Genomic DNA, 12,395 nt, shown 5'->3' with positions numbered 1-12,395 from the left:
TAGGTCAGGACCTGCCGCCCGTGAATCACAAGGTTCCCCCAAGCGATCCAGAGGCCGAGCGTAGATACCCAATATTTACCGCTTCGGATCCCCTATAGACAGCCTAGCGGCAGTCTTGTGGCTTCCTTGTGACTTGAAAACCAAAAAATGGCCTCTAAAAGAGGCCATTTTTCTCCTGCCAATGTCAAGCTCTCGTCAAGCTTGTGGCTGCGCCATATTCGAGGTCCCGAAGCACCTCGATATCAGACAGTATCAGTCAGCGTACTGACCCGCCGCCTTGATGACTGTGCCCCACTTGGCCACTTCAGCAGCTACAAATTTCTTGTGGTCGGCAGGATTGACGCGGGCGTCATTCACCACCACCGCACCCAGACCCTCTTCCTTCTTGATGAAATCAGCGTCTTTCAGAGCGACTTTGAGAGCGTCATTGAGCGTCTTCAGCACGGCTGGTGGCGTGCCTTTAGGTGCGTACAAACCGTGCCAGATGCTCACGTTGAAGCCTTTGAGTCCAGCCTCGTCCAGGGTAGGCAAATCCTTGTAAACCGCAGGAATGGCCACGCGCTTTGCTGTACTGGCAGCGAATGCCTTGATCCGCTTGCCTTCAACCTGGCTGGTGGTGTTGGTCGTCTGATCGCACATGATGTCGATCTGGCCACCGATGAGGTCGGTCATCGCGGGTGCCGTACCTTTGTAAGGCACTGTCGTCATTTCGGTCTTGAGTGCGTTTTGCAGCATCAGACCGCAAAGGTGAGACGCGCTGCCCAATCCAGCGTTGCCCAGATTGACCTTGCCCTTGTTCTGGCCAATCCAGGTATTGAGCTCAGCCCAGGTATTGGCAGCCAGCGCTGGCTTGCCGACCACGACCATAGGCACTTCGTTGATCAGGCCCAGGTATTCGAATTCCTCATACTTGTAACCAGGGTTACGGTACAGAGTCGGCGTGGTGGCCATACCTACGTGTGTCACCAGCAGCGTGTAGCCGTCGGGCGCAGCACGGAAAGCCTTGGCGGTGCCAATGGTGCTGCCAGCGCCTGCGGCGTTATCTACAACCACAGTGGCGCCATTCAAGGGCTTGCGCAGAGCTTCAGCGAGATCGCGAGCCACTTTGTCAGTAGGTCCACCTGCGGCGAAAGGCACGACCAGAGTGATGGTCTTGCCAGCGGCTGGAAAAGCTTGGGCTTGTACACCTGCGGCGCAAACCAGCGCAGCGGCAGCAGCGCCAAGGCGCAGGGCAGTAGGCAAACCAGTTTTCATGAATGCGTTCCTTTTCGAAAATCCAGAGGGAGAAAACGCCTGATCTTACGGAAATTCAAAGACACTGCGAATCGGGGTTTGCTCGCAAACATGGGCTTGATGTGGCGAATTTCCGCGCCAAGCGCCCTGGCGACTAGGGCAAGCCCTTATTGATAGCTGCGCGCGTCCTCGATGACCTTGCCATCATTGGGCAGGCTGCCCAGGGGCACCATTTGAACCTCCCCCCGCAGCTTGGTGACATCGCGGATGGCATCGACCACCTGCTGCCGCCAATCATCTCCTTGATTTCCATCGCTTTCAATGACCAAGGTCAAGTGATCATTAGCCATTTCACCGCTCACCACCAGCCGGGCACGGCCAATACCTGGAAAGCGGCGCACAATCTCCGCAACCTGGGAAGGATGGACGAACATGCCCCGGATCTTGGTGGTCTGGTCAGCCCGGCCCAACCACCCTTTGATACGCGCATTGGTTCGGCCGGTAGGGCAAAAGCCTGGCAGCACCGCTGATAAATCTCCGGTGCCGAACCGGATGAGAGGGTAGTCAGGGTTCAAGACCGTGACCACCACTTCTCCTACTTCACCTTCCCCGACCGGGTCTCCAGTGCCAGGGCGAACGATCTCGACGATCACGCCCTCATCAAGTACCAGCCCTTCGCGGGATGATGTTTCATAGGCAATAAGGCCGACATCCGCAGTCGCATAGCTCTGATAGACCTGCATGCCGCGCGCGGTAAACCAGTCTCTCAGACTGGGAGGGAAAGCCTCGCCGCCCACAAGTCCATGGCGCATGCTGGAGATGTCTGTGCCCACCTCCGCGGCTTTTTCAACCAGGATGCGCAGAAAACTGGGCGTTCCGAGATAAGCCTGCGGTTTGAGCTCCACAATGGCTTCCAACTGTTGCTCCGTCTGACCTGTGCCGGCAGGAAAAACGGTACAACCCACGGCATGCGCACCAGACTCCATGATGAACGCCCCTGGCGTCATGTGGTAGCTGAAAGCGTTGTGCACCAGATCACCAGAACGAAAGCCTGCCGCCACCATGGCGCGCGCGGCACGCCAGTAGTCGGCGGCGACGCCTTCAGGCTCGTAAATGGGACCTGGACTGCCGTAGATGCGCCGCATCCGGGGACCGCGAGAGATGGCGGCAAATCCGCCAAAGGCATCCTGCCCCGCAGCCCGCTGTGCCTTTTGCCGGGCCAGCAGATCGCTCTTGCGCGTCACGGGCAGCTTGGCCAGCGTGGCGCGTGAATTCACCTCGCCAGCCTGAACGCCAGCCAGAATCTCGCCCATCGCTGCGCTATGGGCCTGGGCATGCGCAATCTGGCCCGATAGCGCCGCCATCAATGCCGCCTCGCGAACGGCAGGGTCACGCGTCTCCAGAGTGTCGAAATACACGCTCATGATGTTTCCATATCAGTTATCGATGACGACGCGTCAAAATTTCATCACCCGCATCTCAAAAATGCGAGCCGAATTGGCAACCTCTACCGCTTCCATTGACTGTGACACGCGGTGAAGAAATTGACGGCATTGAGATTCCAATCGCCGCCCTACCCTCTCCCCTAGCCGGGCGCCCGCAAGCGGGAGAGGGAGTAAATTCGAGAGGCTGCGGAGCAAGCCATAAAGGGCTTGCGCGAAGCTGGCTTTGCCAGGCCGCTGCAGGCGTCCCCCCCTTGGGGGGAAGGCGCGTAAGCGACTCAGGGGGGAGTCCATCAAGCCAACCAGCGCTTGCGGCGCTTGTAACTCTTGACGTCCTTGAAGCTCTTGCGTTCGCCGCCTCCGACTCCGAGGTAGAACTCCTTGACGTCCTCGTTGCTTGCCAGATCGGATGCTTTGCCGTCCATCACCACGCGGCCACTTTCCATGATGTAGCCATAGTCGGCATACCGCAGGGCCATGTTGGTGTTCTGCTCGGCCAGCAGGAATGTGGTCTTTTCCTTGACGTTCAAATCCTTGACGATGGTGAACACCTCTTCAACAATTTGGGGCGCCAGCCCCATGGACGGCTCATCGAGCAGCACCATGCTGGGGTTGGCCATCAGCGCACGTCCTATGGCGCACATTTGCTGCTCACCGCCCGAGGTATAGGCCGCCTGACTGGTCCGGCGAGTCTTCAGACGCGGGAAATAGGTGTAGACCTTTTCAAGGTTGCGGGCGATTTCCGCCTTGTCGGTACGGGTGTAGCTGCCGGTCAGCAGATTCTCTTCAATGGTCAGGTGCGCAAAGCAATGGCGCCCTTCCATCACTTGAACCACACCCCGCTTCACCAGCTCCGCCGGGCTCAGGTTCTCGATTCGCTCACCCCGGTACTCGATGGTTCCTTTGGTGACTTCGCCGCGCTCGCCTTTAAGCAGGTTGGAGACAGCCCTTAGCGTGGTCGTCTTGCCAGCGCCGTTGCCTCCCAGGATAGCGACCACACCTCCTTGAGGCACAGTCAGCGACACCCCTTTGAGCACCAGGATCACATGGTTATAGATAACCTCGATGCCATTGACAACGAGGAGAGTGGGAGATGCTGGTGTTTCACTCATCGGAATGCCTTGATCGATCACTCGCAGGCAGAGCAAGAACACGCCCTGCCTGCCTATGAGTGAAATGCCTTACTGGATGCCCTCGGATCAGCTATTGCAGTCGCCTGCCGGACGGGCTTGCATCTTCTTGTCGGCCAGGTATTTGGCTGCGCCATCCTTGACCATAGGTTTGATCACAGCTTCATCGGCTTGATACCAGTCATTGCCAATATTCCACTTGGCACCGTCCCAGGTCTGCACGCGGGCCCAGGTGGAACCCATGTGGTCAGCGCAAGTGGTTTGCAACGGACGCATGACACCGCCAAAGCCCAGTGCGTCCAGCCGCTTCTGGTCCAGGTTCAAGTTTTCCAGGCCCCAACGCACCTGCTCGCCGGTCATGACTTTGCCTTTGCCAAATCGCTCTTGCGCCTTGCGCACAGCTTCAACGCTCAGCATCTGAATGATGGCTCCGCGCATGTAAAGCACTTGGCCAACCTCATCCTTGGGCCCTGTACCCTGGCCCTTGTCGTGCACGAACTTCAGGATGTCCTGCATGACCTTGGCTTGCTGGCCGGAACCATTGAGTGCCAACGCGTGGTAGCCCTTGGCACCTGCGCCCACGTCACGCACATCAGGCTCTGCGCCAGCCCACCACACGCCGTACATTTTCTCGCGCGGATAGCCGGTGGCCTGAGCTTCTTTCAAAGCGGTGGAATTCATCACGCCCCAGCCCCAGAGCAGCACGTAGTCAGGACGTTGCTGACGCACTTGCAGCCACGTGGCCTTTTGCTCAACGCCTGGTGCCGTCACTGGCAGCAGCTGCAGATCAAAGCCGTGCATCTTGGCGCGCTCTTGCAGCAACGGGATAGGCTCTTTGCCGAACGGACTGTCGTGGTAGACCAGCGTAATCTTCTTGCCCTTGAGCTTGTCGAGACCACCGTTTTCCTTACCGATATGCTGGATCAGGATGTCGGCGCCCGTCCAGTAGCTGCCCATGAGCGGGAAATTCCACTTGAAAGCCAGGCCATCTTGCGCCACCGAGAGCCCATAACCCAGCGTCAGCAGCGCGACCTTGTCGGCCGGTGCTTTCTCGGTCAAGGCGAATGTAATGCCCGTCGCTTGCGGATCAAACAAGGCCACGCCAGGTCGGCTTTTCAGTCGTTCATAGCATTCCACGCCGCGGTCGGTGGCGTAACCTGTTTCGCATTCCTCAAACGTCAGCTTGACGCCGTTCACGCCGCCATCGCGTGCGTTGATCATCTTGAGGTAATCCTGCTTGCCGTTGGCCCACGGCGTGCCGTTAGGCGCGTAGGGTCCGGTGCGGTAGGACAGCAACGGGAAGAACTGCTCCTTGGCCTGCGCGAATGCACTGCCCGCAGTGAGCAATGTTCCGGCGGCCACTACTGCAGCGGCGATCATGGTTGTGCTTAACTTCATGCTTGTCTCCTTATTGAAATGAACACTACGGGAACTCTTGGAACGTGCGCTCAGTGGGGGAATGGCCACAGACGCATCTTTTGTTTTCCGGTGGACCACAGCTTGGCCAGGCCATGCGGCTCCACAATCAGAAACCAGACAATCAGGGCACCGAAAATCATCAGCTCGGCATGCGAGATGCCGGCTGTTGTGATACCGATGCCAAACAGACCCAGCAGGCTTGGCAGAAACTGGTTCAGGAAGATGGGCAACACCACGATGAAGGCGGCGCCAAAAAACGCCCCCATGATCGAGCCCAAGCCGCCGATGATCACCATGAAGAGCAGGCGGAAGGAGACTTCCACCGAGAACGCCGCAGGTTCCCAAGTACCCAGGTGCACAATGCCCCAGAGCGAGCCGGCAACGCCAATGATGAAGCTGCTCACGGCAAATGCGCTCAGCTTGGCGTACATGGGGCGGATTCCAATCACCGACGCCGCCACATCCATGTCGCGAATGGCCATCCATTCACGGCCGATGGCGCCCCGCACCAAGTTCTTGGCCAGCAAGGCGATGACCACCAACACGACCATGCAAAACACATACTTGGACACGCCGCTTTCCAGGGGAATGCCAAACACACTGGGGTGAGACACAGACACGGACCCGGAGGGCGAGTCATTGGTCAGCCACTTGATCCGCAGGAACATCCAGTCGGCAAAGAACTGAGCCGCCAGCGTAGCCACCGCCAGATACAGACCCTTGACCCGCAGACTGGGCAAGCCAAACACGATGCCGAAGATCGTGGCGCACAAGCCGCCCAAAATAATCGCCAGCACCAGGGGCATGCCATCTATGCGGGCGATCAGGTTGTAGGCGCCATAGGCACCCACTGCCATGAAGGCACCTGACCCCAGCGAGATCTGCCCGCAATAACCCACCAGAATGTTCACCCCCAGAGCGGCAAGCGCCATGATGGAAAACGGTATCAGGATGGCCCTGAACATATAGTCGCTCGCCAGCATGGGCACTGCAACCAGCGCCACCGCAAGCAGAACTGCAATCGCCCAGCGATCCTGAGCAATCGGAAAGATCTGCTGGTCAGCCCGATAGGACGTTTTGAATTGGCCGTTTTCTCTATAGAACATATCAGTTATCCATTTCGCTCACCCGCCAACCGCGGAGCATGAAACAACGATCGGCCGCGGAGCTGGCTTTCCCAGGCCACTGCGTGTGCCCCCCCGATGAGAAGGCGCCCAAGTGACCCAGGCGAGACCGCCTCACCTGCAACACCAAAGGCCGCGGAGCAGGCCATGCGCAAACACCCGCGGAGCTGGCTTTGCCAGGCCGCTGGGTGTGTCCCCCCGATGAGAAGGCGCCCAAGTAACCCAGGCGAGACCGCCTCACGTGCAACACAAAGGGCCGCGGAGCAGGCCATGCGCAAACACCCGCGGAGCTGGCTTTGCCAGGCCGCTGGGTGTGTCCCCCTGGGGGGAAGGCGCGTAAGCGACTCAGGGGGGGTCTCATACCCGATCAATGATCTTCTCGCCAAACAAACCCTGCGGCCTGAACAGCAGGAACACCAGCGCCAGCACGTAGGCAAACCAGATCTCGATACCCCCTCCCACAAACGGGCCCAGGTAAACCTCTGAAAGCTTTTCGCCGACACCGATGATCAGCCCGCCAATGATGGCGCCGGGCACCGAAGTCAGCCCCCCGAGAATGATCACAGGCAGAGCGCGCAAAGCCACCGTGGTGAGTGAGAACTGCACACCGAGCTTGCTGCCCCAGATCATTCCCGCCACCAGGGCCACCACACCCGCCACGCACCAGACAATGACCCAGATGCGCCCAAGCGGAATGCCAATGGATTGCGCCGCTTGGTGGTCATCCGCCACTGCCCGCAAGGCACGGCCAGTCTTGGTCTTCTGGAAGAACAGCGACAAGGCCAGCACCAGCGCCGCAGCAATCACCGCTGCCACCACGTCTTCCTTGTTGACCAAAATCCCGCCTTCGAACACCGAATCAAGGATGAAAGCGGGATCTTTCGGCATGCCAATGTCGATCTTGTAGATGTCACTTCCAAAGATCGTCTGGCCCAGGCCCTCCAGAAAATAGGTGATCCCTAGCGTAGCCATCAACAAGGTGGCTGTGTCCTGGTTGACCAGATGCCGCAGCACGAGGCGCTCAATCAACCAGGCGACCCCAAACATGAGCACGCCCGCCAGGATAAAGGCGCTACCGTTGGCGAACCAGGGATTGTCGATACCGGTCCATTTAGGTATCCATTCGGCAAAGCGCGCCATGGCCAGGGCGGCGAACAGCACCATGGCCCCTTGCGCAAAGTTGAAGACCCCACTGGCCTTGAAGATCAGCACGAAGCCCAATGCAACCAGCGCATACAACATGCCGGTCATCAGGCCGCCGAGAAGTGTTTCTAGGAAAAAAGCCATGTTCTTCTTGGTTGAGCGTTGTGCATAGGGAGGTCGGGGTTCATGTTCAGCTAGGGGCGTATGGCATGAACCCTGAAACCTGGTTTAGTGGCTGGTTCCGAGATAAGCCCGGATCACGTCTTCGTTGTTGCGCACTTCCTGTGGCGTGCCGTCTCCAATCTTCTTGCCGTAGTCGAGCACGACCACACGGTCGGAGATGTCCATGACCACACCCATGTCGTGTTCGATCAAAACAATGGTGGTGCCGAACTCGTCATTCACGTCCAGAATGAAGCGGCACATGTCCTGCTTCTCTTCTACGTTCATGCCCGCCATGGGCTCGTCCAGCAACAAAATCCTGGGCTCCATGGCCAGGGCGCGCCCCAGATCGACCCGCTTTTGCAGGCCGTAGGGCAACTGACCAACGGGTGTCTTGCGGTAGGCCTGAATTTCCAGGAAATCAATGATTCGCTCAACGAATTGACGATGCCTGATTTCCTCACGCTCGGCAGGGCCGATGCGCAGCGCTTGCAAAAGCAGGTTGCTTTTGATCTTCAGGTTGCGCCCCGTCATGATGTTGTCCAGCACGCTCATGCCCTTGAACAACGCCAGGTTCTGAAACGTCCTGGCCACACCCATCTCGGCCACCTGGCGCGAATTCATGTGGCTGAAGGTTTTGCCCTGGAACGTGATGCTGCCCTCATTCGGCACGTAAACGCCGTTGATGCAGTTCAGCATGGACGACTTACCCGCACCATTGGGGCCGATGATGGCGCGGATTTCATGCTCACGCACATCAAAGCTGATGTCGGTCAGCGCCTTCACACCGCCAAAACGCAGGCTGATGTTGCTTACTTCCAGAATGACGTCGCCAGCGCGAGATCCTGCACTCATGCTGCCTCCTTCACCATGGGGAATATCTTGGTATCCAGCACCCTCAGATTGGCGCTGACTTTGCCTGAGCGTCCGTCCTCGAACTTCACGGCAGTTTCAATGAACTGCTCAGTGCGGCCGGAGTAGAGCGCGTCAACCAGCACGGCGTATTTCTCTGCAATGAAGCCCCGCCGCACCTTGCGTGTGCGGGTGAGTTCATCGTCATCGGGATCAAGCTCTTTGTGCAGCACAAAAAAGCGCGCAATCTGCGTGCCGGACATGCCCTCTTCCCTGGCCAGATCGGCGTTTACTTTCTCAACGCACTCAGCCATCATCTTGAGCACCTCGGGCTTGCCCGCCAGATCCACATAGCCTGCGTAGGGAAGGCCCTGGCGCTCCGCCCAGTTGCCCACCGCCTCGAAATCGATATTGAGAAAGGCGCACACGGCCTCCCTGCCATCGCCAAAGCAAACCGCTTCCTTGATCTGCGGAAAGAACTTCAGCTTGTTCTCTATGTAGTTGGGTGCAAACATGGCGCCACTGGCCGTCTTGCCCACATCCTTGGCACGGTCAATGATGCGCAGGTGGCCATCTGAATCAATCACGCCTGCGTCGCCCGTATGGAAATAGCCTTCCGCATCCATCACCTCCGCAGTGGCGTCTGGCCGCTTGTAGTATTCCTTGAGCACCGACACGCCTCGCACCAACACTTCTCCAGAATCAGCGATCTTCAGTTCAATGCCTGGCGCCGCCTCTCCCACCGTGTGCAGCTTCACACGGCCGTTCTTCTGAATGCAGACGTACGCGCAGGTTTCCGTCTGACCGTAGAGCTGTTTGAGGTTGATGCCTATGGAGCGGAAGAATCGAAACAGGTCGGGGCCAATGGCAGCTCCCGCCGTGTAGGCCACTCGAATGCGAGACAGTCCCATGGCATTCTTGAGCGGCCCATACACCAGAAAACTCCCCATGGCGTAGAGCACTCGGTCGCCCAAGGCCACTGGTTTGCCATCAAGAATGTCAGAACCGACCCGGCGCGCCACCGCCATGAATTTTTCGTGCAACCAGCGTTTGGGCTTGGCGGCATCTTCCATGCGGATAGACACCGAAGTTAGCATGCCCTCGAAAATCCGAGGTGGTGCAAAGTAATACGAGGGACCAATCTCGCGCATGTCTATGCTGACGGTCTCCGCTGATTCAGGGCAATTGATGGTGAAGCCGGCCACCATCCACTGCGCCATGGAAAACAGGAAATCGCCCACCCACGCCGGAGGCAGGTAAGACAGCACATTGTCCGAACCGTTGAGCCCGTCGGTGGCCACCCCACCGCGCGCCGCGCCTATGAAGCTGGCATGGGTCTGGCATACGCCCTTGGGCTTGCCGGTGGTGCCTGAGGTATACAGAATGACAGAGACATCGTCTGCTTGGCCGCTGGCCACCATGGCGTCGAAGAACTCGGGGTTTTCTTGCGCATGCTTGCGTCCCAACTCAAAGAGCTGATCCACGCTGATCAAGCCGCTTTGCTTGTAGTTGCGCAAGCCACGGGGGTCGTCATAGATGATGTGCGTCAGGCCCGGGGCGCTTTCACGCAACTCCAGCATCTTGTCGACTTGCTCCTGGTTTTCCGCGAACACGAAGCGAACCTCGGCGTCTTGCAGAACGAAGGCCATCTCAGCAGCCACGGCGTCCTGATACATAGGCACCGGAACACCGCGCAAAGCCTGTACGGCCATGAAAGACAAATAAAGATGCGGTCTGTTGTCGCCGACGATGGCCAGGTTTTCACCCGCCTTGAAGCCTAGCGCCGCCAAACCGCCGGAAATCCAGCGCACCTCATCCAGAGCCCGCTGCCAGCTCCAGGTCTGCCAGATCCCGAACTCCTTCTCACGCAGCGCAGGCGCTTGAGGGCGCTCGGCAGCATGCTTTTGCAGCAGGCGTGGAAATGTATCGGCCATGGACTAGCTTGTCTCCTCTTATGGGCGCCCGGCTATTCACCGTGCTTTGTGTGAGGAAGATGATATGCCTATACTTTGACGTCATGTTGTCGTTTGGACGACAATTCAGACCGAATCCGCCTAGGTTATTCCCTTAGAACGTGTTTACGATCTTATGAATCACCCTACCCTTCACGACAGACGAAGGCCTCTCACCACTGATGAATTGGCTGGTGTTCCGTGGCTATCGCATCTCCAAGGCGAGGAAATTGAGCGCGTCGTCGCTGAGTTGCGCGTGAGCGAAGCGCTGCCAGGCGAGCTGGTTTTTCGTGTGGGGCGACCCTCGACCTACTGGTTTGGCGTTATTGATGGCTTGCTCAAAATGACCACCGACACCGCACAGGGCCAGACCCGAACCTTCTCCGGACTATCGCCCGGCGGCTGGTTCGGAGAAGGCACGGTATTGAAACGTGAGGTCTATCGCTACAACGTGCAGGCTTTGCGCCCCAGTTTGGTGGCGGGGCTGCCCGTGGATACGTTTCACTGGCTACTGGACCACTCGATCGGCTTCAACCGCTTCGTCATGAACCAGCTCAACGAGCGTCTGGCGCAATTTATCGGCGCACGCCAGGCCGACAGTAGCCGAATCCCCGAGACCAAGGTGGCCCTGAACCTCGCAGCGCTGGTGAACCCCGTGCTGTTCCCAGGCGTGGGCGACCTGCTTCGCATCACTCAGCAGGAACTCGCTTACCTGGTGGGGCTGTCGCGTCAGCGCGTGAATGAGGCCCTGAAGGCTTTGAGTGCTCAGGGCGTGGTCCGAATCGAATATGGCGGCCTGCGGATTCTTGATTCAGCGGCGCTGCGCAGCTGGGACGCCGAGTAAATAGTCGACGGCTCTCCCCCGGCTCTTAAAATGGCCGCTCAAGGAAGCTTTTCACAGTTCCTTCATGCTATTTTTTTGATAGTCTTTCATGTCTGAACCACCCCGTTTTCGCCGCGTAAGCGCCCCTGCTGGAGCCCCTGAGGCACCTGCGACTTCAAGGCTGAACAAGCGCATGTCCGAGCTGGGCCTGGCTTCGCGCCGCGAGGCCGACGCGTGGATAGAACGCGGTTGGGTGCTGGTCAACGGCGAAGTCGCACGCATGGGCCAACAGGTCACCATGAAAGACCACATCACCGTGGCCAAGGAAGCCACTGGAGAGCAGGCCGAGCGCGTCACCATTCTGTTGAACAAGCCCATGGGCTTTGTGAGCGGCCAGGCCGAAGATGGCCACGCTCCGGCCGCCAGCCTGATCGGCCCTCATAGCCATTGGACAGAAGACCGCTCCAAGACCCGCTTTGCGCCCCACCAAATGCGGGGCCTTGCTCCAGCAGGTCGTCTTGACATTGATTCCATCGGTCTATTGGTACTGACACAAGATGGGCGAATTGCGCGGCACTTGATCGGCCAGGATTCCGATATCGAGAAAGAGTATCTGGTGCGTGTGACCATGCTCGATTCGCCTGATGCCCAACCCCAGAATACGCAAGCGCGCGTAGCTCCAGAAAAACTGGCCCTTCTGCGCCACGGACTGCAATTGGACGGTCAGCCCCTCAAGCCCGCCAAGGTAAGTTGGCAGAACGAAGAGCAATTGCGCATTGTTCTGCGCGAGGGCAAGAAGCGTCAGATTCGCCGCATGTGCGAGCTGGTGGGCCTGAAAGTGGTCGGCCTCAAGCGCGTACGGATCGGCAAAGTGAATCTAGGCCCATTACCCGTGGGTAAGTGGCGCTATCTCGCGCCAGGCGAGCTGTTTTGATAGGCCGCAAGTTCATGCGCTTGAAAATCTAAGCTGTTACCCTCATCTAAAGAAAACTTTCGATTTCGGCTACCAGTCGTGCCACCACAAATACCGGTCGTGCCACAAAAGTCCGTTCGGGCTGAGCTTGTCGAAGCGTTGCACAAGGCTTCGACAAGCTCAGCCCGAACGGTGCTAGTTA

The 12,395-nt window shown here is 58.4% G+C and carries 10 protein-coding genes; 2 read left to right on the top strand and 8 right to left on the bottom strand.

The genetic code is table 11. The features are described from left to right. Positions 1 to 252 precede the first annotated feature (252 nt). The 8 genes from ABIE13_RS13265 to ABIE13_RS13230 all read right to left on the bottom strand — a co-directional run bounded on the left by ABIE13_RS13265 (position 253) and on the right by ABIE13_RS13230 (position 10,439). On the bottom strand, positions 253 to 1,242 hold the full coding sequence (locus tag ABIE13_RS13265) for a tripartite tricarboxylate transporter substrate-binding protein (RefSeq protein WP_436278419.1): 990 nt from the start codon (positions 1,240 to 1,242) through the stop codon (positions 253 to 255). A gap of 158 nt (positions 1,243 to 1,400) precedes the next feature. Further along, complete coding sequence (locus tag ABIE13_RS13260) at positions 1,401 to 2,657, bottom strand: phenylacetate--CoA ligase family protein (protein WP_354444130.1); 1,257 nt, start codon at positions 2,655 to 2,657, stop codon at positions 1,401 to 1,403. A gap of 311 nt (positions 2,658 to 2,968) precedes the next feature. Next, positions 2,969 to 3,787 (bottom strand): ABC transporter ATP-binding protein, encoded by an 819-nt coding sequence (locus ABIE13_RS13255; RefSeq protein WP_354444128.1) that lies wholly within the window; start codon positions 3,785 to 3,787, stop codon positions 2,969 to 2,971. Positions 3,788 to 3,874: 87 nt separating this feature from the next. After that, positions 3,875 to 5,203 carry an ABC transporter substrate-binding protein gene (locus ABIE13_RS13250; protein ID WP_354444126.1) on the bottom strand — a complete coding sequence of 443 codons (1,329 nt, stop codon included), beginning with the start codon at positions 5,201 to 5,203 and terminating at the stop codon, positions 3,875 to 3,877. Positions 5,204 to 5,253: 50 nt separating this feature from the next. Then, positions 5,254 to 6,330: a branched-chain amino acid ABC transporter permease gene (locus ABIE13_RS13245; protein WP_354444124.1), complete on the bottom strand. Its 1,077-nt coding sequence runs from the start codon at positions 6,328 to 6,330 to the stop codon at positions 5,254 to 5,256. A 375-nt stretch (positions 6,331 to 6,705) separates the two neighbouring features. Then, positions 6,706 to 7,635 carry a branched-chain amino acid ABC transporter permease gene (locus tag ABIE13_RS13240; protein ID WP_354444122.1) on the bottom strand — a complete coding sequence of 310 codons (930 nt, stop codon included), beginning with the start codon at positions 7,633 to 7,635 and terminating at the stop codon, positions 6,706 to 6,708. A gap of 84 nt (positions 7,636 to 7,719) precedes the next feature. Then, positions 7,720 to 8,508, bottom strand: a complete 789-nt coding sequence (locus ABIE13_RS13235; protein ID WP_354444120.1) for an ABC transporter ATP-binding protein — start codon at positions 8,506 to 8,508, stop codon at positions 7,720 to 7,722. Next, positions 8,505 to 10,439, bottom strand: coding sequence for an AMP-dependent synthetase/ligase (locus ABIE13_RS13230; protein WP_354444118.1), 1,935 nt, complete (start codon positions 10,437 to 10,439; stop codon positions 8,505 to 8,507). Before ABIE13_RS13230 ends, ABIE13_RS13235 begins: the two co-directional genes overlap by 4 nt. A 154-nt stretch (positions 10,440 to 10,593) precedes the next feature. Here ABIE13_RS13230 and ABIE13_RS13225 point away from each other — a divergent pair, with 154 nt between their 5' ends. Together ABIE13_RS13225 and ABIE13_RS13220 are read left to right on the top strand one after the other, a co-directional pair. Beyond that, entirely contained in the window at positions 10,594 to 11,301 is a 708-nt protein-coding gene (locus tag ABIE13_RS13225; protein ID WP_354444116.1) for a Crp/Fnr family transcriptional regulator, read from the top strand. A gap of 88 nt (positions 11,302 to 11,389) precedes the next feature. Beyond that, the gene (locus tag ABIE13_RS13220) at positions 11,390 to 12,214 is read left to right on the top strand and encodes a pseudouridine synthase (protein ID WP_354444114.1); all 825 of its coding nucleotides are present in this window, start codon (positions 11,390 to 11,392) and stop codon (positions 12,212 to 12,214) included. Positions 12,215 to 12,395: the final 181 nt, after the last annotated feature.

This window comes from Ottowia thiooxydans (assembly GCF_040548795.1).
GTDB lineage: Bacteria > Pseudomonadota > Gammaproteobacteria > Burkholderiales > Burkholderiaceae_C > Ottowia > Ottowia thiooxydans_A.
The sequence above is the reverse complement of the archived record's forward strand: the minus strand, read 5'-3'. Positions and strand labels throughout refer to the sequence as shown.